General features: G+C 67.3%; 21 protein-coding genes. 7 read left to right on the top strand and 14 right to left on the bottom strand.

Annotated features, from left to right (window positions below):
- Positions 1-188 precede the first annotated feature (188 nt).
- A complete protein-coding gene (locus ACTXG9_RS15815) occupies positions 189-1,382 on the bottom strand; it encodes an MFS transporter (RefSeq protein WP_457654807.1) in 1,194 nt (397 codons plus the stop codon).
- A 92-nt stretch (positions 1,383-1,474) separates the two neighbouring features.
- Between ACTXG9_RS15815 and ACTXG9_RS15810 the strand changes: the two genes are divergently transcribed.
- Positions 1,475-2,404, top strand: a complete 930-nt coding sequence (locus tag ACTXG9_RS15810; protein WP_206621739.1) for a LysR family transcriptional regulator — start codon at positions 1,475-1,477, stop codon at positions 2,402-2,404.
- A gap of 114 nt (positions 2,405-2,518) precedes the next feature.
- Here the strand turns inward: ACTXG9_RS15810 and ACTXG9_RS15805 are convergent, their stop codons facing one another.
- Positions 2,519-3,976, bottom strand: a complete 1,458-nt coding sequence (locus tag ACTXG9_RS15805; RefSeq protein WP_457654806.1) for an amidohydrolase family protein — start codon at positions 3,974-3,976, stop codon at positions 2,519-2,521.
- 51 nt (positions 3,977-4,027) lie between these two features.
- Positions 4,028-4,729 (bottom strand): ankyrin repeat domain-containing protein, encoded by a 702-nt coding sequence (locus tag ACTXG9_RS15800; RefSeq protein ID WP_288041547.1) that lies wholly within the window; start codon positions 4,727-4,729, stop codon positions 4,028-4,030.
- A 122-nt stretch (positions 4,730-4,851) separates the two neighbouring features.
- Here ACTXG9_RS15800 and ACTXG9_RS15795 point away from each other — a divergent pair, with 122 nt between their 5' ends.
- The 3 genes from ACTXG9_RS15795 to ACTXG9_RS15785 all read left to right on the top strand — a co-directional run bounded on the left by ACTXG9_RS15795 (position 4,852) and on the right by ACTXG9_RS15785 (position 6,981).
- A complete protein-coding gene (locus ACTXG9_RS15795; RefSeq protein WP_288041548.1) occupies positions 4,852-5,733 on the top strand; it encodes a LysR substrate-binding domain-containing protein in 882 nt (293 codons plus the stop codon).
- Between the two features lie 160 nt (positions 5,734-5,893).
- Positions 5,894-6,367 (top strand): DUF3806 domain-containing protein, encoded by a 474-nt coding sequence (locus ACTXG9_RS15790; protein WP_111099208.1) that lies wholly within the window; start codon positions 5,894-5,896, stop codon positions 6,365-6,367.
- A 176-nt stretch (positions 6,368-6,543) separates the two neighbouring features.
- Complete coding sequence (locus ACTXG9_RS15785) at positions 6,544-6,981, top strand: DUF3806 domain-containing protein (protein ID WP_111099209.1); 438 nt, start codon at positions 6,544-6,546, stop codon at positions 6,979-6,981.
- 78 nt (positions 6,982-7,059) lie between these two features.
- Here the strand turns inward: ACTXG9_RS15785 and ACTXG9_RS15780 are convergent, their stop codons facing one another.
- Positions 7,060-8,220 carry an amidohydrolase family protein gene (locus tag ACTXG9_RS15780; RefSeq protein ID WP_111099210.1) on the bottom strand — a complete coding sequence of 387 codons (1,161 nt, stop codon included), beginning with the start codon at positions 8,218-8,220 and terminating at the stop codon, positions 7,060-7,062.
- Positions 8,221-8,402: 182 nt separating this feature from the next.
- Between ACTXG9_RS15780 and ACTXG9_RS15775 the strand changes: the two genes are divergently transcribed.
- On the top strand, positions 8,403-9,044 hold the full coding sequence (locus ACTXG9_RS15775) for a hypothetical protein (protein ID WP_111099211.1): 642 nt from the start codon (positions 8,403-8,405) through the stop codon (positions 9,042-9,044).
- Between the two features lie 80 nt (positions 9,045-9,124).
- Here ACTXG9_RS15775 and ACTXG9_RS15770 read toward each other — a convergent pair whose 3' ends face one another.
- Positions 9,125-11,851: a TonB-dependent receptor plug domain-containing protein gene (locus ACTXG9_RS15770; RefSeq protein ID WP_111099212.1), complete on the bottom strand. Its 2,727-nt coding sequence runs from the start codon at positions 11,849-11,851 to the stop codon at positions 9,125-9,127.
- Between the two features lie 216 nt (positions 11,852-12,067).
- On the opposite strand from ACTXG9_RS15770, the gene ACTXG9_RS15765 reads away from it, so the two are divergent.
- Positions 12,068-12,667: a GNAT family N-acetyltransferase gene (locus ACTXG9_RS15765; RefSeq protein WP_111099213.1), complete on the top strand. Its 600-nt coding sequence runs from the start codon at positions 12,068-12,070 to the stop codon at positions 12,665-12,667.
- On the opposite strand, the gene ACTXG9_RS15760 is transcribed toward ACTXG9_RS15765, so the two are convergent.
- Both ACTXG9_RS15760 and ACTXG9_RS15755 read right to left on the bottom strand, forming a co-directional pair.
- Positions 12,664-13,440, bottom strand: coding sequence for a CDP-diacylglycerol diphosphatase (locus ACTXG9_RS15760; RefSeq protein WP_058981810.1), 777 nt, complete (start codon positions 13,438-13,440; stop codon positions 12,664-12,666). The two genes, ACTXG9_RS15765 and ACTXG9_RS15760, sit on opposite strands and share 4 nt — an antisense overlap.
- Before the next feature lie 68 nt (positions 13,441-13,508).
- The gene (locus ACTXG9_RS15755; RefSeq protein WP_111099215.1) at positions 13,509-14,171 is read right to left on the bottom strand and encodes a decarboxylase; all 663 of its coding nucleotides are present in this window, start codon (positions 14,169-14,171) and stop codon (positions 13,509-13,511) included.
- A gap of 171 nt (positions 14,172-14,342) precedes the next feature.
- Between ACTXG9_RS15755 and ACTXG9_RS15750 the strand changes: the two genes are divergently transcribed.
- The gene (locus tag ACTXG9_RS15750) at positions 14,343-14,639 is read left to right on the top strand and encodes an I78 family peptidase inhibitor (protein ID WP_010485066.1); all 297 of its coding nucleotides are present in this window, start codon (positions 14,343-14,345) and stop codon (positions 14,637-14,639) included.
- A 96-nt stretch (positions 14,640-14,735) separates the two neighbouring features.
- Here ACTXG9_RS15750 and ACTXG9_RS15745 read toward each other — a convergent pair whose 3' ends face one another.
- The 7 genes from ACTXG9_RS15745 to ACTXG9_RS15715 form a co-directional block, all read right to left on the bottom strand.
- Positions 14,736-15,620 carry a hypothetical protein gene (locus ACTXG9_RS15745; RefSeq protein ID WP_111099216.1) on the bottom strand — a complete coding sequence of 295 codons (885 nt, stop codon included), beginning with the start codon at positions 15,618-15,620 and terminating at the stop codon, positions 14,736-14,738.
- A 133-nt stretch (positions 15,621-15,753) separates the two neighbouring features.
- Entirely contained in the window at positions 15,754-17,460 is a 1,707-nt protein-coding gene (dld, locus tag ACTXG9_RS15740) for a D-lactate dehydrogenase (RefSeq protein ID WP_227852834.1), read from the bottom strand.
- Positions 17,457-18,596, bottom strand: coding sequence for an FMN-dependent L-lactate dehydrogenase LldD (gene lldD, locus ACTXG9_RS15735; RefSeq protein ID WP_111099218.1), 1,140 nt, complete (start codon positions 18,594-18,596; stop codon positions 17,457-17,459). Before lldD ends, dld begins: the two co-directional genes overlap by 4 nt.
- A 4-nt stretch (positions 18,597-18,600) precedes the next feature.
- Positions 18,601-19,365 (bottom strand): transcriptional regulator LldR, encoded by a 765-nt coding sequence (lldR, locus tag ACTXG9_RS15730; RefSeq protein WP_005417039.1) that lies wholly within the window; start codon positions 19,363-19,365, stop codon positions 18,601-18,603.
- Between the two features lie 53 nt (positions 19,366-19,418).
- Positions 19,419-21,077, bottom strand: coding sequence for an L-lactate permease (gene lldP / locus ACTXG9_RS15725; RefSeq protein WP_111099219.1), 1,659 nt, complete (start codon positions 21,075-21,077; stop codon positions 19,419-19,421).
- Between the two features lie 222 nt (positions 21,078-21,299).
- Positions 21,300-21,752: an MgtC/SapB family protein gene (locus ACTXG9_RS15720; RefSeq protein ID WP_005413774.1), complete on the bottom strand. Its 453-nt coding sequence runs from the start codon at positions 21,750-21,752 to the stop codon at positions 21,300-21,302.
- Between the two features lie 128 nt (positions 21,753-21,880).
- Positions 21,881-22,639: an SDR family NAD(P)-dependent oxidoreductase gene (locus ACTXG9_RS15715; RefSeq protein WP_111099220.1), complete on the bottom strand. Its 759-nt coding sequence runs from the start codon at positions 22,637-22,639 to the stop codon at positions 21,881-21,883.
- Positions 22,640-22,848: the final 209 nt, after the last annotated feature.

Here is a 22,848-nt window from a genome sequence, read left to right as displayed (position 1 = left end):
GGGCGCTTCGCTTGCGAAGCATTGCTTCGCAAGCGCCCGAACGCACAGCCGCCAGCGGTTGGGCCGGACTGGGGATTCACGGCGTCCCCCGCAACCGGACCCACCCCGCCTCCCTACAGGAACCCCGCTGTTGCTGTTGCTGTTGCCTCCAGCAGGTGCAGGGCTGCAAGCCCTGCCAACCCCCCCCCCTACTTCAAACGCAGCAGCAGGCTGCTGCCCGCACACACCACCGCCAACCAGGCCACGCCGTGCCACCCCCACTGTGCCAGCGCCAGGCTGCCCAGCGCACCGCCGGCGGCCATGCCGATGAACATGCCGGTGAACAACAGCGCATTGAGCCGGCTGCGTGCCGGCGGTACCAGGCCGTAGACCAGGGTCTGGTGCGCCACCAGCGCCGACTGGAAGCCGAAGTCGAACAGCAGCGCACTCACCACCAGCAACGGCAGCAGCGCGGCGGCCGGCAACCAGGCTTCGGCCAGCAGCAGCCCGAAACCCACCAGCGCCACTGCGATCGCCAGCCGCGCCACCGCATGGCACCCCAGTCGATCAGCAAAACGGCCGGCAAACGGCGCGGCCAGTGCACCGGCCGCACCCGCAATACCAAACGCACCCGCCGCCGCACTACCCAGCCCCAGGCGGGCATGCAGCATCAGCGCCAGGGTCGACCAGAACGCGCTGAATCCCACGGCCAGCAGCGACTGGCTGGCCACCGCGCGGCGCAGCTGCGGCTGCTCGCGCCACAACGCCAACAACGAACCCAACAACGCCGGATAGCGCAGCGTGCTGGTCGGCGCGAAGCGCGGCAGCGCACGCGCCATCACCGCGCCCATCGCCGCCACCGATACCGCCGCCAGCACGAACTGCGTGCGCCAACCCCAAGCTTCAGCCACCACGCCACTGACCACCCGCGACAACAGGATGCCGAGCAGCAGGCCGGTCATCACCCGGCCGACGATCTGGCCGCGCTGCGCGTCCGGCGCCAGCACCGCCGCTGCGGGCACGATGTCCTGCGCCAGGGTGGCCGTCAGCCCGACAAGCAGGCTGGCCACCAGCAGGCCCGGCAGCTGCCCGGCCATTGCTGCTGCGCCCAGGGCGAGCGCCAGCAGCGCGGACTTCAACAGGATCAGGTGGCGGCGGTCAAAGCGATCGCCCAGCGGTGCCAGCAGCAGGATGCCCAGTGCGTAGCCGAGCTGGGTCAGGGTTGGCACCAGGCCGGCGGCGCGCTCACCTGCGTCAAGGTCCTGGGCTATCAGGCCCAGCATGGGCTGGCTGTAATACAGCGACGCGACCGAGAAGCCGGCACCGGCAGCCATTGCCAGCACCAACGGGGTGGAAGGCACGGTCGCCGGTGCGGCCGCAACAGACAGCGAGGGGGTAGACATGGGGGAGCCCGGATAGGAAGTGGGCGTATCCTGCCTGTATTCGCCAGACGTCTGTAGTAGGCTCTGGTACATATATTTCATACGCCACATGCATGAATGACCTCGCCACCGGCGCTGATCGCCTGGATCTGCTGCGCACCTTCCTGCGCATCGTCGATGCCGGCAGCCTGTCTGCTGCGGCCCTGCAGCTGGGCACCACCCAGCCGACGGTCAGCCGACGCCTGCAGGCACTGGAGCGACAGCTCGGCCTGCGCCTGCTGCAGCGCTCCACCCACGGCCTGCAACTGACCGAGGACGGCCTGCGCTGCCAGCGTCATGCACAACGCGTGGTCGACGAATGGGAGTCGCTGCAGGCCGAACTGAACGGCGAACCGGAAACGCTGCGCGGACGCCTGCGGGTGATGGTGCCGCATGCCTTTGGCCAGGCGCAGCTGCTTCCGACCATGCTCGCGTTCCTCGCCCAGCACCCACAGCTGAGCCTGGAGTGGATCCTGGAAGATCGTCGCCCGGATTTCATCGCCGAAGGCATCGACTGCGCGGTGCGTGTGGGACCGGTCGACGAACCGCGCATGGTGGCACTGCCGCTGGCCGAAGTGCCGCGCATCGTCGTGGCAGCGCCCTCGCTGGTGGACGCCACGGCGGTCAGTACGCCGGAACAGGCGCAGGCACTGCCATGGATCTCGCTGGTCACCTACTACCGCGAACGCCTGCTGCTGCATGACGCGCAGGGGCGCGCGCATACCCTTTCGATCAGCCCGCGCCTGCTCAGCGACAACCTGTTCGTGGTGCAGCAGGCTGCACGCGCCGGGTTGGGCGCAGCGGTGGTCTCGGCCTGGCTGGTGGCCGACGACCTCGCCCAAGGGCGTCTGGTGCAGCTGCTGCCGGACTGGCAGGCGCCGGCACTGCCGGTGCATGTCGTGTTTCCTGCCGCGCGCCAGCAGCCGCCGCGGCTGCGCGCCTTCATCGATGCGATGAAGGCCGCACTGCCGCAGCTGCATGGCATGCGGCCGGCACCGCGTTAGGTCATCGGCCGCATCATCCACGCATGGCGTGGATCTACTGCTGATCGCGGGTATGGATGCCCGTACGGCAACCGGTAGATCCACGCCATGCGTGGATTCCGCCCCGCCCCACCCTCAATTGGCCTTCGCCGCCTCGGCATTCCACGCCGCGACCTTGGCCTTGGTGTCGGCCAGCATCCTGTCCAGCGCGGCGCGGTCATACACGTTGCCGCGCAGGATCACGCTGTCGATCTTCTCGGTGGCGGCGATGTCCTGCAGCGGGTTGGCGGTCAGCAGCACCAGATCGGCAGCCTTGCCCTGCGCGACGCCACCGTAGCGGTCCATCTGGCCGAACCAGGCCGGGCCGGAACGGGTGGCGGCCGACAGCGCCTGCGGCGCGCTCAGGCCTTCCTTCACGAACAGCTGCAGCTCCTGGTGCAGGGCGATGCCCGGGAAATTGAACGAATTGAGGAAGCCCGCATCGGTACCGGCGATGATCGTCACGCCGGCCTCCTGCAGCATCGGCAGCACCGTGGCCACCTGGTGGTACTGCGCGTGGCGCGCTTCGATCTGCGCCGGCGTCGCCTTCGCCGCGCGGTCCACGCGCCACTGGTAGGTCGCGCGCAGGCCGGGGCCGATGTAGGCCAGGTACGGGTCGTTGGCGTGGTCATCCTGGTCAAGGAAATCGAGGATGCGGCCACCGTTGAGGGTCGGGGTCACGAACACGCCGCGCTTGGCGAAGTCACGGTAGGCGTGCATCGCGGTGTCACGGTCGAAGCTGGCGTCGAGGCGGCGATTGGCTTCGGCGCGGTCGATGCGGCCGGCGCCGAAGTCGGCGGCGATCTGCGCTTCATCCTTGCTGCCGGCCTTGAATGCGTAGTCCAGATGCTCGATCGACGCCAGGCCGGCATCGACCGCCTGCTCCACGGTCAGCGCCATTGGAATGTGGCCCGAGGCCTTGAAGCCGGCCTTTCGCGCCGCACCGGCCGAGTACAGGAACAGTTCCGGCTTCAGCGTGCTGTCGGTGATCTTCACGAAATCGACCCTGTCGTGCTGCAGTCGGGTGATCGCCTTGTCGACGTCGGTCTCGCTGCCCACTTCGATCGTGCCCTTCCACACCGGCTTGATGCCCTCGATCTTCGCGCCGGAACTGAGCAGGCGCGGGCCGAACAGCGTGCCCTTGGCGATTTCGCCACGCCACTGCAGCACCTGCTCGGGCAGATCGCCGGAACAATCACGCACGGTGGTGATGCCGTGCGCGATGTACAGCGGCAGCAGTGCCTTGTTCTCTTCGATCAGCGCCGGGCCACCGCCGAAATGCACGTGCATGTCCCACAGCCCCGGGATCAGGTACTTGCCCTTGGCATCGATCTGGCGGGCCGCGCTCCACTGGCTGCGCAGCTGCGCATCTGGACCGACGGCGACGATGTCCTCGCCGCGGATCACCACGCTCTGCCCGGCCAGGATGCTGGCGTGCTCGACATCGACCACGGTGGCATTGCGGATCAGCAGGTCGGCGCGCTCGGCGGCAGACGCCGACAGAGGTGCTACCGCAAGGAGGATGGCAAGGGACAGCGGACGGGAACGGAACATGGACAGCATCCTGATGGGCACGCCCAGCGTGCGGGTGGAAGGGGTTTGCATTCAGCGGAGCGCGCCGTGCTGGCGCAGCAGGGTCTCAATTCCGGCATAGCCGCGCTGGTGTGCGTGCGTCAGCGGCGTCACGCCATCGCCGTCGGCAAGCTCCGGGTCGGCACCTGCCTCCAGCAGCAGCTGCACGATCTGCACGTGGCGCGCACCGCCATCGCCGAGCAGGATCGCTTCCAGCAGCGCGGTCCAGTGCAGGCGGTTGACATGGTCCACCGCCACACCGGCCCGCAGCAGCGTGCGCACGGTGGCGACGTGACCGCGCTCGGCGGCCGGAATCAGCGCGGTGCCGCCATAGCGGTTGGTGCTGCGCAGGTCGGCGCCATGCGCCAGGGTCATCGCCAGGATCTCATCCAGGCCGCGCGCACCGGCGTACAGGTAGGCGCTGTCCTGCATCGCGTCCTTGGCATTGACGTCGGCACCGGCTTCGATCAGCGCACGCGCGGCCTCCACGTTGTTGCCATGCGTGGCCAGCAGCAGCGCGGTGCGGCCCTGGCCATCGCGCGCCTCCAGCGTGGCGCCCTCCTCGATCGCCTGTCGCACCGCATCGGCGTCGCCGCGGCTGGCAGCATCCCGCAGGCGCGCGTCTGCGTCGGCCCGGGACATGGCGGTGCAGGCGGGGGTGACCATGGCCAGCAGGCACAACAGCAGCGCGCGCGCGAAGGGCGCAGGCCAGCCAGCGGAATGATGGACGCGCATGACAGTATCTCCTCGTGTCCGTCGCCACGGAACGCCGTGCGACGGTAGCAACAGCCGCGCATTGCCGGCCCCTGCCCCGCATGGTAGAAGTCGGCCTGGGTATCCAGAAGTGAAATGTTCAAATGCAAGACAGTGCCAAATCGAATAGAACCCTGTTCGAACTGGACCTGCTGCGGGCGCTGGTGATGGTGGCCGACTGCGGCAGCTTCACCACGGCGGCCACGCGCCTGCATTCGACCCAGTCCACGGTCAGCCAGAAGGTGCGGCGGCTGGAGGAACTGGCCGGGCATCGCCTGCTCGAGCGCGGCCATCGCGACGTGCACCCCACCGATGCCGGCCACACCCTGCTCGGCTACGCGCGGCGCATGCTCGACCTGAACGAGGAAATGGCACAGGCGCTGGCCGGCGCGATGGTGGAGACCGCGGTCCGCATCGGCGTACCGGAGGACTTCGTCAACCCGCAGACCACCCGCATGCTGGCCGCCTTCAGCCGCCGCCACCCGCAGGTGAAGCTGGAGATCAGCAGCGGCCTCAGCCGTGACCTGGCGCAGGGCTTCGACCACGGCGAGCTGGACCTGGTGCTGGTCAAGCAGCGCCGCAACAGCCGCCAGGCGGTGCATTGCCGGCGAGAGCCGATGCACTGGATCGACAGCCTGCGCAGCAGCTGCCTGCAGCAGGACCCGCTGCCGCTGGTCACGTTTCCGCCGCGCGGCCTGTACCGCGACGAGATGATCCACGCCGTGGAAGCGCTGGGCCTGCGCTGGCGCATCGCCTTCACCAGCTCATCGCTCAGTGGCATCCAGGGCGCCGTGGCCGATGGCATCGGCATCAGCCTGCTGCCGCGCCGCGCGGTCACGCGCGAGCACCGCATCATCGATGGCGAGCGTGGGCTGCCGGTGGTCGACAACTACGAGATCGGCCTGCTGCATCGTGCCGACGCCGATGATGCGGTGCGGGCACTGGCCAGCGAGCTGTGGCGGCAGGTACAGCGCGAACCGGACTGACCACAGTAGATCCACGCCATGCGTGGATGGAAACGACCCTCCGGCATCGGAAAGGGCGCTCGTGCGCCAGCAAATGCACGCTTGTCGCAAAAGGCCCACCGATGGCGTCCCCGAAGTCTGGACGATAGGGTGGAACGCCCTTCTCCGGATTACCCCGCCTATGACCAGCACGTACCAGGTTACTTTGACTCCTGCTCCGAAGGACGAAGCCGACATGCGGTTCGATCCGCTGCCACCTGCACTCATCGCGCACATGCAGCAGCAGCGTGCACAGGTTGCTGCCCTTGTCGCATCTGCGTTCCCCACCGTGTCTGTTCAATGGCCGCTGCTGCCGAGCACGCTGCAACGCGTAGTCGATGCAGAGCTGATCGATCACGATGATTGTGACGGCTGGGAAGCACTGGGGGTCGCATTCGGTGACTGTCTGGCACAGCGTGTACCGGAACTTGCCTGGACCCAAGTAACGGATGCCTGGGGCGTCGATGCGGTTCTCCGCTATGGAGAGGCCAACAGCATCGTCAGCGCCGTCACCCTGTTGATCAAGCGCGTCGAAGAAGGCCAGGTCATCGAGATCAATCATCTGCTTGAAGCCCTCGAGGAGCTCATCATCCAGCAGGCGCTCAAGCCCAGCTGAGCCCATGAGCGAACAATTAAGCCGCGCAGAATGACGTATACGGACCTTGATGCTGCACCTGCGGGAGCAATCAGAGTTCGCGCATTGATCATCGATATCTGATCAGACCTGCCACGCCAAGGCACTACATCGCCGGCTACAGTGACTCTTGTTTCCGTGCTCCACGGCGCCTTGCCATGTCCGACGAAATTCCCACCCGTTTCGATCCCCTGCCTGCTGCACTGCAGACGCATCTGCAGCACCAGCGCTCGCTGATCGCCGCGCGCGTGGCCGCCAGCTTCCCGACGTTGCCGGTGCAATGGCCGCTGGCCCCCAGCACATTGCAGCGCGTGGTCGATGCCGAGCTGATCGACCGCGCCGACTGCGATGGCTGGGAAGCACTGGGCGTGGCATTCGGTGACACTCTGGCACAGCGTGTGCCGGGCCTGGCCTGGATGCAGGTGACCGATGCCTGGGGCATCGACGCGGTGCTGCGCTATGCCGACAGCAGCCTGCAGATCGGCGCCAGCACCCTGCTGCTCAAGCGCGTGGAGCAGGGCGAGATCATCGACATCGCCCACCTGCTTGCGTGGCTGGAAGAGTTCGTCGCTACCCGCGCCGACGATTACGCCTGACGGCATATCGGGGTAGATCCACGCCATGCGTGGATGAATGAGACCGCGCGATGGTGCCGTCCACGCCATGACGCGGATCTACAGCCAGCGGCCGTCGACCACCACCCTGCGCTCCACCGGCACCCCGGCCACGGCGGCCGGGCCGTGGTCGGCACGCACGGCCACGAAGGTCGCCGGCCGGCCTTCGGCAATACCATGCTGCGGCAGGCCGATCACCTGCGCGGCATGGGTGGTGACCAAGTCCAGCGCCAGCATCAGGTCGGCATCGGTGTAGAAGCCGGAACGGTAGCCCAGCAACATCGCCCGCTGCAGCAGGTCGCCGTTGCCATACGGCCACCAGCAGTCGCGGATGTTGTCGTTGCCTGCGAACACGCGCACACCGGCATCATGCAGCGCGCGCAGCGGCGGGAACGGATGATCGCCCGGCGCATTGCTCATGATCGCCACACCCGCCGTGGCCAGTGCTTCGCCCACCTGCAGCGCGCGCGCCAGCGGCACGTCGCCCAGCGAATAGGCATGGCTTACCGCAACCCGCCCCTGCAGGCCGGCAGCCCGCGTCCGCGCCGCGATGCGCAGCAGCTGGGCCAGGCCGGTTTCGCCGGGCTCGTGCAGATGGATGTCCAGCTGCACGCCGTAGCGCTCGGCCAGGCCGAACAGCAGCGCCAATTGGCCTTCGGCATCACCATCGAGCGTGGTCGGGTCGATGCCGCCGAGCACCTCCACGCCCGCGGCAAGCGCCTGCTCCAGTACGGCGGCGGTGCCGGGACAGGAGATCACCCCGGCCTGCGGAAACGCCACCAGCTGGATCCGCATGATGTCGGCGCAGCGCAGCGCCGCCTCGCGCACTGCTTCGAGATGGCCGAGACCGGTGCTGGCGTCGATATCGACATGGCAGCGCATCGCCACCGTACCGAAAGCACTGCATTGGCGGATCAGCGCCTCGGCACGGTCCACCATCGATGCCGCACCCGCCACCGCCGCCTTCTCCACCGCCAGCCGCTCGCGCAGGCTGTTCACCGGCTGGTGCGGGTGCCAACGGTCGCCGACGAAGCTCTTGTCGAGGTGAATGTGGCCGTCGACCAGCCCGGGCAGCACCGCGAAGCCCTGCAGGTCGACGCATTCCGCTCCGTCATCCGGCGCGGTCTCGCCATTGAGCCCGCTGATGCGGCCATCACGGATATGGAAATGCAGTGGCGCACCGTCGCGGTCGACACCGCCATGGACGAACTGGAGGGTCATCGGGAACTCCCGGAATGCCAAGAATGGCGCCATCGTGCGCCTCGCCGCAGCCATCGGCCAACGAAATATCTGGATGGCACGCATTCATCAGAGCGATGACTGCCCTGCGACAACCGGTCGCAGCCACGCCGTGCACACCCCTGAACGGGTAACATGGGCGCCTGTTTCCGCTGTGATGCCGCATGGGCCCGTCCGACCGCCACGATCGTCTCCGCCGCTGGCAGGCCGCGTCCCTGCTTGCCGCCGCCCCGATCGCCAGCCTGTCCGCCACTGATGCGGCGGCCGCTGCGCCGCTGCAGTCGCCGCCGGGCCAGCAGCGCATTGCCCCGGCTGCACTGGTCGAGCGCCTGCACCAGCGCGTGCTGTCCGGACAGAGCGCCACTGCCACGCTGGAACACTGGTGTGCCGAACATGGCCTGGCCGAACAGGCGCGGGTCCGCGCGGTGCGTGTGCACGGCCAGGACAAGCCTGCCCCCGCCGATGTGCTGCAGGCGCTGGGTGTGAAGCCGGGTGCCGACCTGCGCTATCGCCGCGTGCAGCTGGTCTGCGGCAGCCGCGTGCTGTCCGAGGCCGACAACTGGTACCTGCCCGGCCATCTCAGCCCGGCCATGAACCAGGTGCTGGACAGCACCGACGAACCCTTCGGTCGCGTGGTCGGCCCGCTCGGTTTCCAGCGCCAGACCTTGGCCGACCAGACGTTCTGGCCGCCGCGGGGCGAAGGCGACCGCGGCGTGATCCTGGAGGTGCGTGCCCTGTTGCGCGACCGCCAGCAGCAGCCTTTCAGCTACGTCATCGAGTCGTACCTGCAGCAGGCACTGCCCTAGGCCGCCGGCGCGCGCCATCACAGCGGATAGGGACACAGCAGAAGGCCCGGCATTGCCGGGCCTTCTGTCTGCCCGCCCGATCAGCGGAACCGGTAGTCCAGCTGCACCCAGTACTGGCGGCCATACGGGTCGTAGTTGCCGACCGGGTAGAACGGCCAGCCGCCACCGTTCCTGTCCGCCGGCGGGCGGCTGTCGCGCAGGTTGTTCACGATCACGCCCACCGACAGGTTCTCGCCGAACTGGCGGAACACGCTGGCGTTGTACGTCATGTACGGCGCGATGCGGCCACTGCCATCGGTCTTCGGCAGCGAGCCGAAGCGGTTGCCGTACAGCGTAGTGGTCCAGTCACCCTGGTTCCAGGTGATGCTGCCGTTGGCCTTGCTGCGCCACTGGTAGTCATCCAGCGAATTGCGGATGTCACGCTCCGGATCATCGGAGAACTGCCGGTACTTGTGCTCCAGCACCACGGTGTAGGCCAGGCGCGTGGTGAACCGGCCATAGTGGCCGGCATCGAAACGCCAGTTGCCCTTCAGGTCCAGGCCGCGCACCGATTCGGAGGCCGCGTTGATCGGGTTGATCAGCACGCGGGTTACCTGGTCCGGCTGCACCGTGGCATTGGACGGGTTGCGGATCACCCGCGACAGCGCGTCCTGGCACAGCGGTGAACCGATATCGCGTGCTTCGCCACCCAACGTGCGGCCCAGGCGGCAATCGGCTTCATCACGAAGAATACGGCTGGTGTCGAGGCTGGTGACCTCATTGTCGATACGGATGTCGTAGTAGTCAGCACTGAAATCCAGCCCGGACAGCGGCGACCAGACCACGCCGAAACCATAGGATTTGGCGGTTTCCGGCTGCAGCTGTGCGTTGGCGCGGTTGCTGTAGTCGATCGACAGGCCGTTGTAATCGCAGTTGTCATACGACTGGCCTGCGGTGCGGCAGCGCCAGTAATCGGTCATGCCCGGGTTGTAACCACGCGTCTCGGTCGCGAACACGTAGTTCATGTCCGGCGCCCGGAAGCTGGTGGCAGCGGTACCACGGATCAGCAGGCTCTCGATCGGGCGGAACTCGACGCCGAAGCTCCAGGTCGCCTTGCCGATGTGCTCACCACCGGCACGGTACTGGTCATAGCGCCCGGCCAGGGTGGTGGTGAGCGACTGCAGCAACGGCAGCTGCAGCTCCACACCTGCGGCGTAACGGTCACGCTCGCCACCGGCGCCGACGCCTGCACTGGTGTTCCAGAATTCACCGGTGCCCAGTCGCGGGTCCGGTCGATTGCGATAGCCCTGGCTGCCAGCCTCGACCACCGCGGCCAGCGCAGCGTCGCCACCGGGCAGTGCGAACAGCCGGCCGTTGACGCTGGCGCTGAAGGTCTGCAGCCACGCCGCGTTGCGGCTCTCCTGGTAGCCGGACAGGCTCTGGTACTCGTTCGGGCTCAGCGGCTGGAACAGGCGCGCCGGATCCGGCGCATAGACCTCTACGCCATTGCGCACGCCCAGCTTCGGGCCAAGCAGGTATTCGTTGATACCGGCCAGCAGCACCGGGCGGCGGGTGCGGTTCTCGTAACGCGAGCGGCTGTACACCGCCTCATAGTCCCAGCCAGTGTCGCCGATCTGGCCGCGCGCGCCGACGTTGAATGACCATGAGTTTTCCAGGAAGCGGTTGGCGTTGCGCGGCAGGCCACCGATTTCCTCGGGCGCAAAGCGGCGGTACCAGCTTTCCAGGTTGCCGGTGGTCTGGTTGTAGAAGTAGTTGCGCGCCGAGGTCCAGGTGGGCGCACGGGTGTTGTTGGTGATGCGTGCACTGCCCACGGCCAGATCGGCGAACAGGTCGGTGGTCTCGTTGACGTGGAAGGTCAGCAGGCCGTAGCCGTTGAGGTTGCGCTTCTCGGTCTGCACCGTCCAGTAGCTGGCGGCGGCCTCGTTGCTGCCGCAGTACCAGCCCTGGCGCGGGTTGAAGGCACGGAACACGCTGCCGCCATAGATGTCCGACGCCGCGTCGCAGCCATTGGCGCCCGGATCGATGTTGCGACCGGTAGCGGCGTTGCGGCGATACGCGATCGCGGTCGCCTGCGGCGCCTTGCCGGCGGGGTCATCATCCAGCGAGTCCATGAAATCGCGCTGGCGCGCATGGATCGCCTTGCGCACGTCGAACTCGAAGCCGAACAGGGCATCCCAGCGCTCGCCGGAACTGCCACCGACCACCTGCGCGCGCTGGTTGTCACCCCCGCCCTGCTGGGTGCCGCCGGCCCGCACGTTCACGTCCACGCCCTCAAAGCGGTCCTTGAGGATGATGTTGACCACACCGGCGATGGCATCGGAGCCGTACACCGCCGACGCACCGGCCGCCAGCACCTCGATGCGCTCGATCAGCGCACTGGGGATGTTGGCCAGGTTGACCACGTTCACCGAGCCCTCGTAGGCCAGCGGATAGTCGGCCTGGCGGCGGCCGTTGACCAGCACCAGCGTGCGGTTCGGGCCCAGCCCGCGCAGGTTGATGGTGTTGGCGGCCGGGGTGAAGGTATTGCCGAAGTCCTCGCCCTGCACGTTGCCGGTGTTCTCGGTCAGCGCGCTCAGCGCATCGAAGGCATTGCGGTAGCCCTGCGCGTCGATCTGCTCGCGGCTGATCACCGTCACCGGCGAGGGCCCCTCGACACTGGCGCGCGGAATGCGCGAGCCGGTGACCTTCACTTCCTGCAATGTGGTGGGCGCGCTTTCCTGCGCGAAGGCCGGCAGCGAAACCAGCATCAGGGACGACAGTGCGAGCACCAGCGGACGCGGGCGCAGCGCCTTGGGGGAGGCGGACATGGGCTTCCTGGGGGGAGTTGGGCGGGTGGTAGCGGGAGCGGCCTGTGGGGCACATAACGATCCCGTAACGAAAGTGTCCTGAATGGGTGGTTTCAACGGAAATGACCAGGCCTGATGGCCTTATGCCTGAACCGAATCAGTCCCCCGGCGCCGCTCACCGCATTTTTGCAATGTTTTGAATGGTGCCGGGGGGCGGGCGCGGCCATCGTGCCGGGGATGATGATCCCGTATCCCACCCCGCTTCTCCCCCCGTTGCGGCCGGTGCTGCGCCGTCACCTGCTGCAGCTGCAGGCCGCACCGGTCACCCTGCGCCCGTTCCAGCGTACCGACCTGCCGCGCTGGCGCCTGTTCGATGATCGCCGCCGGCGCGGCCGACGCCATCCGGCGGGTATCGACGAGGAAGCCCGCTTCCTGGCCCACATGCACCGCTCGCGGCTGGAGCAGGACAACGATCAGCTGATGCTGGGGGTATTCCATGACGAGCACGGCACAGTACTGGACCAGTTGCATGTCCGCCTGCAGTGCTTGCAGACGCGCTGCGCCGAGCTGTTGTCGCTGCAGCATTGGCACCCGCACGCGGATGCAGCGCTGCGGGCGCTGTGCCCGTTCCTTTTCGAGGATGTGGGTGTGCACCGCCTGTTCGTGATGCTGCCACCGGACTGCAGCAGCCCGTTCGCCACTGCACTGCACGCCTTCGGCTTCGAACAGGAAGGGCTGCTGCGCGACCATCACCTGGATCTGGACGGTTGGCAGGATCGCCAGCTGCTGGCGCTGACCGCGCCGGTCTGGCGCAGCCGCCAGCACCCCCAGGGTTAGCGGACCCGCTCCAGCGATGCACCTGCGCCGGTCAGCACTGCGCAGGCGTGGTCCTGCAGCTCTTCAGCGCTGGCCTCGTTACCGGTGCCGGGGTCCACACGGGTGGCCAGCAGGATGAAGCCGGGGCCACCCTGCACGGGTTCCCGGCCGGCCACCACCAGGCTCCACTGGCCCACGTCGCCCACGCCGGCGAGGTCATAGGCCAGCAGATTGAGCGGATTGGCGGTCAGTTCCGCGCCCGGCAACAGGCGGGCCTGGTACTGATGACCACGCAGCGGCACCGGCAGCGGTGCCCAGCGGCTGCCCAGGGCAGCGGCATGCGCGTCCAACGCCTGCAGCACGTCGGCACGCAGGCAATCCACGTGGATGTGCAGCTGGTGCTGCGAACGGCCGTGCGGCGAGTTCAACGCCAGGCTCGCGACGTTGCGCGGCAGCGGTTGCCGCAAGGCCTGCTCGGTGTGGCTGCGCGCCTGCCAGGCCGCAGCGAAGTAGTTCGGTGCACCGCGCTGGTACAGGCTGCGGCTCTCGATACCGCTGACCTTGTCCAGCGGCATCAGCAGGAACTGGTAGTCGCCGTGCGCGTCCTTGACCAGCACATCGCGGCGGTCTGCGGCCGGCTCCACCCGCAGGCAGTCACCCCGCGGCCCTCCAGCGCCACGGCAGTCACGCTCGATCAACCGCCACAGCGCATCGGCATGAGCCGGTGGCGGCGGCGCGCTTGCACAGGCAGACAAGAGCAGAAGGGACGGCAGCAGGAAGGGGCGCAGGGACACGGAAACAACTCACGGAACAGGCACGGCACACAGCGCCGCGCTGCATTCTAGCCAGTGCGCTGCTGCAATCAGTAGGTGCCGAACGGCACTTCAACCACGATCGGTGCCCCGCCCTCGCCCGCCTGCAGGCTGTAGCGGTCCAGCGCACCATCGTCATCAGCATGCGGCTGGCGTTGGAAATGCAGCGGATAGCGAATGTCTCCCAGGCGGACGGCGCTGCCGTCGGCCTCCAGCGCGGCACCTTCGGGAATAAGCAGCCCGCCCAGGTCGCTGTAGGCGCCCGGCACGTCGGCGAAGCTGTAGTCGGCCAGTTCGTCCACCCGTTGCATCGCATAGACGTGCGGCACATAGGGACGTACCGGGCTGCGGCCATTGCTCAGGTCGGTCACCCAGGCCTGCGGCAGGTGGTACTGCTCACGCAGCGCGGCCACCCCCAGCGAGGGGCTGGCCACCTGCAGGCAGCACACCGTCCGCTTGCCTTCACGGTCGAGGATAGCGAAACGGTCGCCACGGGTCGCCGCCTGCGGCAGCATGGCAAAGGCCAGATTACGCTGCGCAGGCTCGTAGCCCGCTTCGGTCTGCAGGTTGCGCCAGGCGCCGAACACCGGGATTTCGACCGCCGCAGGTTCCGGATCGGCAGCGGAGGCGGCAGACGCCACGCCCAGCAACGACAGCGACAGCGTCAGCGCCGTCATCGTCTTGTTCTTGCCGCGGAAACTGCCTGACGTCATACCGTACCCAACACCTGCGCCGGAAGGGCCCGGCCTGCCTGCTGGCGTACTGCCAGCCATTGCTCCCACTATGCAATGACCACGCTGTGCCGGCAATGACCGGATCGCTGACGCCTTTCGCACGCCCGGTGCTATCGTTCCCGTCATCTTCCCCTGCGCAGGAGCGCTCGCATGTCCGCATTCCGTCTGTCCCTGTTGCTGCCAGCCTCTGCCCTGCTGCTGTCGGCCTGCGTCAGCACCCCTGGCCCGGAAGTCAAAGGCAGCGGCCGCTGCGACGCCAGCCAGCTGGGCTGGGCGATCGGCCAGCCGGCCAATGAGCCCAACATCCGCCGCCTGTCCCGCGAGAGTGGTGCCGGCCTGGTCAACCCGATCGGCCCCAGCACCATCACCACCAAGGACATCCGCCAGGACCGCCTGCGCGTGTTCGTGGACAAGGACAACGTCATCACCGCCACCCGCTGCGAGTAAGCGCCGCCTCAGTTTTTGTGGAGCCGAGCCCACGCTCGGCTGCTCTGCGGCCGGGCCACGCGAGAACCCGAGTCGAGCATGGCTCGACTCTACACTTCAGGGTTCGGTATAGCCGGCGCAGTCCGGCAGCGCCTGGTCCGGGTGGAACATGCCCTCGCGGAAGTGGAACAACCGCGTGTAGGTACACACAGGGTCCTGTTCGGTGCGCAGATCCTGCTTCTTCAGCGGCCCCTTGGCCAGCGAATCCTCGAAGCGCGAAACACCGGCCGGGAACCGGGTCGCCACGGTCTGGTAGCGCAGCACCGGCATACCCTCGGCAGCCGTGTCCAGCGCCAGCTTCGCCGAGAAGCCGTATTCGTCGTGGCAGGCACCTGCACGCTGCTTGCTGTCCTGCTCGCTGAAACAGGCGCGGATCATCGCATTGCCCAGCCATGGCACGGTCAGCACGTCGTCGTCCACCTGGATGTCGTCCTGCAGGTGGCGCACGCGTGCCAGCTGCAGCGTGGACGCGTCGGCACCTCCACCGGAGTACATGGTGCTGAACGTGACGATGCCACCCACCAGCACATTCTGGCGGGCGCGCTGCTGCGGGTCGGTCACCGGTTCATCGCTGCCCACGCCAGGGGCCAGCCGCACGATCCATGGCCACAGCGACAGCTCGCTTTCCTGCGGCACGTCGATGCTGACGTGGTAGGTGTGCGGCTTGCCCCGGCCCTGCACCTTCTCAAGCACTTCCAGCACGCTCGGCCGGTCACCCTCCTCGGCAACCGGTTGCACGCGCATGCACCAGTTGCCGTCCCGCGTGCAGTCATAAAGCCCCGACGGTCCAGTCTCACTCGCGATCAGCACCTGTCCCAGCGGCTCCATCACATTGCCGGCGGTATCGCGCTGCTGCGGCAGGATCGCGGACTGGGCCAGCGCCAGCAGCGGGGTCGCCAGCCATGCGACGCCCATGGTCGTGCGGGCAACGATGATGGGCATTGAGGAGATTCCTGCTCGTGGGATCCAGATGGTAACCGCTGCCGTTGTAGAGTCGAGCCATGCTCGACTGCTGTCTGTCGGAAAGAGCAGCCGAGCATAGGCTCGGCTCTACAGCAAAGCCAGTTTGTATCCGTCAATGCCCACTACAGTCGCAGCCACCCCACCCCTTGGCCTTCGAGGTCTGGCCGATGCCCGGGTTGAACGTATTGCTCGGGTCCAGCTGCCTGTAGAAGCCCGCCAGCGCAGGCTTGGCAGGGTACAGGTGGCCGACATTGTGCTCGGCCGGATACTCGGCGCCACGCTGGTCCAGCAGCGCCCACATCGCATGCTCGATCGCCATCGGGTCTTCACCTTTGCGCGCGATGTAGTCCTGGTGGAACACGTGGCACAGGAAGTGGCCGTAGTACAGCTTGTGCAGCAGGCGCGCGTCGATATCCGCCGGTAGCTGTTCGAACCAGTCGGCATCGTCACGTCGCAGCGCGATGTCCAGCGCGACGATGTCCTGCACCTGGTCACGATGCACTTCACGGTAGCGCACCGCGGCACCGGCCACGGCAAAGCGATGCAGGAACGCCTTGCGTCCCTCCTCCGCCGTGCAGTGGAAATAGCCGCCTTCGTGGCCGGCGAAGAAGCTGCGTAGCCAGGCCTCGGTTTCCGCAGCGTCCTGGGCAGAGACCTTCAGCAACAGGTGATGCTCGTAGCGCTGGCGGAACTCGCCCATGCGCTTGGGCAGGTGCGAGGGCAGCAGGCCCGTCAGCACCTGCATCACACGGTCGGTCACGCCGCGCAGGCCCAACCGCTCGAACCAGCCATCGACACGGCTCTTCAACGCGAACGCGGCGGGCACGCGGGAAGTGCCAAGGCGGTCGATCAGCAGGAAGCTGTCCTTGCCGTAGCGCTCGCCGATATCATAGGCATCGCGGTGGATGTACTCGCCGGCAATCGGCAGGCGCTCGAAGCCGGTCAGCAGCTGGCGCCGGATCGCGGTGAGGCTGTCGGTGCGGTTGCTGCCTATATAGAAGACCTCTGCAGCCTCTTTTTCGAAGGTGTCCAGGCGCACCGCGAACACTGCCAGCTTGCCGGCAGATCCCGCTGCCTCGAAGTGGCGGCTGGGGTCGGCATTGAAGCGTGCCGGGGTATCGGCGTCGACCTTGCGCACTTCCTCGGCATAGCGTGGGTCGGAAGCCGCACGGCCGTCGCCATCGCCCACGTCGGCGGCCGTGTAGTCACCGGCCTGCAGGCGCTGCAGGATCTGCTCGGGCGTATCACCCAGCGCGATGCCCAGATGATTGACCAGCTGCAGCTGGCCCTGCGCATCGACCTGCGCATACAGTGCCAGCTCGGTGTAGGCCGGGCCGCGGCGCACCAGCGCACCGCCGGAGTTGTTGCAGATGCCGCCCAGCACCGAGGCACCGATGCAGGACGAGCCGATCACCGAATGCGGTTCGCGACCCAGCGGGGCCAGCGTCTGCTCCAGGCGGTCCAGCGTGGCACCCGGCAGGCACAGCACCTGGCGGCCTTCGTTCAACAACTGGATGCCGGTCAGGCGCAGCGTGCTGACCAGCACGATCGGCCGGCCATAGTCATCGCCGTCCGGGGTCGAGCCGCCGGTCAGGCCGGTGTTGGCCGCCTGCAGGATGATCGCCGCGCCGCCCTGCACCGCTGCCTGCAGCACGTGCCACAGTTCCAGCAAGGTACCCGGACGCACCACCGCCAGTACCGGGCCATCGCCGAAGCGGTAGCCGCGACGGAAGCGGCGCGTGGCCTTGTCACCGGTCAGTACATGGCGACCGCCGACCGTATCGCGCAACTGCGCCAGCACCGCATCGTGGCCACTCATGGCAGGCTGGCCAGCGAATCGCGGCCGATGTCGGCGATGCGGCGCGCGCCGGTCAGCGTCATCGCCACGCGCATTTCCTTGGCGATCAGGTCCAGCAGGTTGGCCACCCCGGGTTCGCCCTGCGCAGCCAGCGCATAGACGAAGGCGCGACCCAGCAGCACGGTGTCGGCACCCAGCGCCAGCATGCGCACCACGTCCAGGCCGGTACGGATGCCCGAATCGGCGAGAATCTTCAGGTCGCCCTGCACCGCGTCGGCGATGGCCGGCAGTGCGCGTGCGGTGGACAGCACGCCGTCCAGCTGGCGGCCACCGTGGTTGGAGACCACGATGCCATCGGCACCGAACTTGACCGCATCACGCGCGTCATCCGGGTCGAGGATGCCCTTGATCACCATCGGCCCCTTCCAGAACTCGCGGATCCATTCCAGGTCCTTCCATGAAATGGACGGATCGAAGTTGCTGCCCAGCCAGCCGATGTAGTCCTCCAGCCCGGTCGGGTTGCCACGGTAGGTGGAGATGTTGCCCAGGTCATGCGGGCGGCCGAACAGGCCCACGTCCCACGCCCAGTGCGGATGGGTGATGGCCTGGCCGATACGGCGCAGCGAGGCGTTCGGGCCGCTCATGCCGGAGTGCGCATCGCGGTAGCGCGCGCCCGGCACCGGCATGTCCACGGTGAACACCAGCGTGGTCACGCCCGCGGCCTGCGCCCGCTCCAGCGCGTTGCGCATGAAGCCACGGTCGCGAAGCACATACAGCTGGAACCACATCGGCCGCTGGATGGCCGGTGCCACTTCCTCGATCGGGCACACCGATACGGTGGACAGGGTGAACGGGATGCCGCGGCTGTCGGCCGCGCGCGCTGCCTGTACTTCACCGCGCCGGGCATACATGCCGGTCAGGCCGACCGGCGCCAGCGCCACCGGCATCGCCAGTCTTTCGCCGAACAGCTCGGTTTCCAGGCTCAGGTCGGACATGTTGCGCAGGATGCGCTGGCGCAGCGCGATGTCGGACAGGTCGGAAACGTTGCGCTTCAGCGTGTGCTCGGCATACGCGCCGCCATCGATGTAGTGGAACAGGAACGGCGGCAGCCGGCGCTGCGCTGCGGCACGGTAATCGGTGGAGGCGGAGATGATCATGGGGTCAACCGTGTGGGGAAGGCAGGCGCGAGGCCCGCGCACGCCGGGCTTCGTTGTCATCGAGGGTGCGCAGCGTGGTGTGCACGAATTCGAGGTGGGCATGCGCGGCGGCGCGCGCGCGTTCGGGGTCGCCCGCCAGCACCGCGTCCATCATCTCGCGGTGCTGGTCGGACAACGGCGAGAAGGTCCTCGCCGAGGTGTAGAGCTTTTCGCGGCTCTGCGAGATGTTGGTCTGCAGCAGTTCGAACAGCCCGCGCATCACCTGCAGCAGCACCAGGTTGTGCGAGGCCTCGGCGATGGACAGGTGGAAGGCCGCGTCGGCCTCCGCCTCGCCGGTGGGGTCGTCCTTGCCGTGCGCGTCCATCATGGTCTGGAAGGCCTGTGCGATGCGCGCGCGGTCCTCGTCGGTGGCACGCAGCGCCGCATGCCAGGCGGTGGCACCTTCCAGCGCGTGGCGGATCTCCAGCACGTCGAAGCGGTATTCCGGGTCGCCCTGGAACAGCGGCAGGTACGGCGCCAGCGGTTCATCCAGCGCCTGCCGCGCGCGTGCCGCAGGCTCGGCCACGTAGGTGCCGCCACCGACCCGTGCGGTCAGCAGGCCCTGGCTGGCCAGCTGCGCGATGGCTTCGCGCAGCGCGGTGCGCGAGACCCCCAGCTGCACCGCCAGGGTGCGCTCGGCCGGCAGCCGGTCGCCCGGCCGCAGCTGTTGTTCCTGCACCAGGCCGCGCAGCTGCGCAGCCACCTTGTCCGAAATACGTTGCGTGCTCATGGCGCCATTGTGGCCCGAAGCGCGCAGCGGGTGGTCGGCCAGCCGCGCATGGCTCAAGGAATCATCCAGGTCAGCCAGTAAGCCTGGGCCAGGGTGATCAGGCCGACCATCGTGGTGAAGATCAGGCTGTGCTTGACCGTGAAGCGGAACAGATCCGATTCCTTGCCGGCCAGGCCGACCGCCGCGCAGGCAATGGCGATCGACTGCGGCGAGATCATCTTGCCGGTGACACCACCGGTGGTGTTGGCCGCTACCAGCAGCACGTCGGACACGCCGATCTGCTGTGCGGTGGTGGCCTGCAGTGCCGAGAACAAGGCATTGGACGAGGTGTCCGAGCCGGTCAGGAACACGCCCAGCCAGCCCAGAAACGGTGAGAAGAACGGGAACGCGTCGCCGGTGTGCGCCAGTGCCAGCGCCAGCGTCGCCGACAGGCCCGAATAGTTGGCGATGAAGGCGAAGGCGAGCACCATGCCGATCGAGTAGATCGGCATGCGCAGCTCACGCACGGTTTCGCCGAAGGTGCGCAGCGCCGAACGGGCCGGCATGCGCAGCGCGATGATCGCGATCACCGCAGCGAGGATGATCGAGGTACCGGTGGCCGAGAACCAGTCGAACTTGTAGACGGCTTCGTAGCTCAACGGTGCATCCACGATCGGCGGCATCTTCTGCACCATCTGGTCCAGGCCCGGCACCGGGATCTTGAGTACCCAGCTTTCCAGCGGGCCATCCGCCGCGAACAGCGACTTGAACGGCTTGATGCTCCACAGCGTGACCATCGCGGTGAGGATCAGGAACGGCGACCACGCCTTGGCGATCTGGCCAACGCTGTAGCGGGGGGCTTCCAGTGCCTGTGCGGCCGCCTCGGCGCTGGTTTCGGTATCGAAGCGGAAGATCCGCACCGGCTTCCAGCGGCGCAGGAACAGGGTCAGGCACACCAGCGACGCCAGCGACGCGGTGATGTCCGGCAGTTCCGGGCCGATGAAGTTGGAGGTCAGGTACTGCGCGATGGCGAACGAGCCACCCGCAACCAGCACCGCCGGCCACGTTTCCCTGATGCCGCGCCAGCCATCCATGATCGCCATGATCCAGAACAGCACGATGATGGTCAGGAACGGCAGCTGGCGGCCGGCCATCTGGCCGATCTCGAATGCATCCAGACCGGTGACCTGCCCGGCCACGATGATCGGAATGCCCATCGCGCCGAACGCCACCGGCGCGGTGTTGACGATCAGGCACAGGCCGGCGGCATACAGCGGCTTGAAGCCCAGCCCGACCAGCAACGCTGCGGTGATCGCCACCGGCGCACCGAAACCGGCCGCGCCTTCGAGGAAGGCGCCAAAGGCGAAGCCGACCATCAGCATCTGCAGGCGCTGGTCTTCGGTCACCGACAGGATCGAAGCGCGGATGATGTCGAACTGCCCGGTCTTGACCGAAACTTTGTAGAGGAACACCGCACCGATGATGATCCAGGCAATAGGCCACAGGCCGTAGACGAAGCCGAAACCGGCCGCGCCCAGCGCCTGGGCCAACGGCATGCGGTAAAACAACAGCGCCACACCAAGCGCGATGGCCACGGTGATCGTGCCGGCGAGCCAGCCCTTCATGCGCAGCACGGCCAGGGCAACGAAGAAGAACGCGATCGGCAGCAGCGCGATCAGGCTGGACAACCACAGGTTGCCGGCGGGGTCGTACAGGTGTTGCCAGGGCTGCATGAAGATTCTCGACTGGGAACGGAGGAGCCCACCGCAAGCGGTGGGTCGCCGTGGCCGTCGATCATTGGTATTACCATTGATGATTTCGATCAGACCACTTGTAGCAGATTTAACCGCCACTCCGACGATGAGCCTATTAGACCATAGGGCTAGCCGTCATATTGGTCCGACCATTACAAACGTCATGGTAGTGCCGGCCGCTGGCCGGCAACGCGACCTTCCCTACGAAATCCGCTTCTCCAACCGCCGCATCACCGCCAGCACCAGCACGCACAGCACGCTCACCCCGATGGCGATCACGTACTTGCTGATCCCCACCGCAATCCCGATCGCCGCCGCCATGATCAGCGAACTGGCCGTGGTCAAGCCGCTGACCTGGTCCTCGCGTGAGCCGCGCAGAATGGTGCCAGCGGCCACGAAGCCGACGCAGGCCACCACCGCTTCAATCAGGCGTACCGGATCGACCTGCAACAGGTCGCGGTAACGCTCCTGCTGGAAATGTTCGGCCACCGAGTCGCCGAGACCGACGATCAACGCGGCGGCCCCGGCGATCAACATGTGCGTTCGCAGGCCGGCGGCGTGCTTGCCCATTTCCCGCTCGACACCGAGCACACCGCCGAACAGCATCGCTGCGGCTACGCGCAGCAGGATCGAGACATCCTGGGTAAGTTCCATGGGAAAGCTCCGGAATTTCCCTGAGCGTCGCGTGGAATGCGTGGCACAGAGGTGAAGGCCACCCCACAGTGCGTTCACCCGGTAGCGCCGGGCGATGCCCGGCGACCCCGTAACCCGCGTTCAGCGCATCACTGCGCGAGGTAGCCACCATCGATGGCGTAGTACGTGCCGGTCGCGAACGAGGCATCGTCGCTGGCCAGCCAGGCTACCAATGCGGCCACTTCCTCCGGCGTACCCAGCCGCTTCAACGCGTGCCGCCCTTCCAGCGTGGCGCGCACCTTCGGGTCCATCTTCTCCAGCAGCGGTGTGCTGATGAAGCCCGGACCCACCGCGTTGACACGGATGCCGTCGCCCGCATGTTCCCACGCTGCGGTCTGGGTCAGCCCGACCACGCCGTGCTTGGCCGCCACGTACGCAGTGGAACCGGCATACCCCACCTGGCCCAGGATCGAGGCCATGTTGATGATGCTGCCGCCCGTGCCGGCCGCGCGCATGGCCTGGATCTGCGCACGCTGGCACAGGAACACGCTGGTGAGGTTGACATCGATCACGCGCTGCCAGCCATCAATCGGATAATCGCCGCTGCTGGCCGCCGGCCCGCTGATGCCGGCGTTGTTGACCGCCACGTGCAGGCCGTCGAGTTCCTTGATGGTGCGCTGCACCGCCGCCTCCACCGCTGCATCGTCGGTGACGTCCAGCGCGATGCCAATCGCCAGTGCACCGGCATCGCGCAACTGCGCCACGGTGGCATCCACCGCATCCTGCTTCAAGTCCCAGACCGAGATCCGCGCGCCGGACGCCGCCAGGGTCTGCGCCACGGCCAGACCAATGCCGGACACACCGCCGGTCACGATCGCGGTCTTGCCGGTGAGTTGGTAGTCAATCATCTGCGTTCTCCGTCAGTGGGGGTATCTAAGTGGCCTGCAACAGCCAACCGCCCCACCCTACGCGCGCGCCCGTGACGGCCAGGCTGACATCGCATCTTCAGGTGATCGTTCCAGCCATAAGACCTCAACTGAAGTTTATGTATGGAATTACGTACGGATATGCATGCAAAACGCCGGCGTATGTTCGGCGGCACTTTCACTTTGGCCGT

The organism is Stenotrophomonas maltophilia group sp. LNF247 (assembly GCF_054083135.1).
The sequence above is the reverse complement of the archived record's forward strand: the minus strand, read 5'-3'. Positions and strand labels throughout refer to the sequence as shown.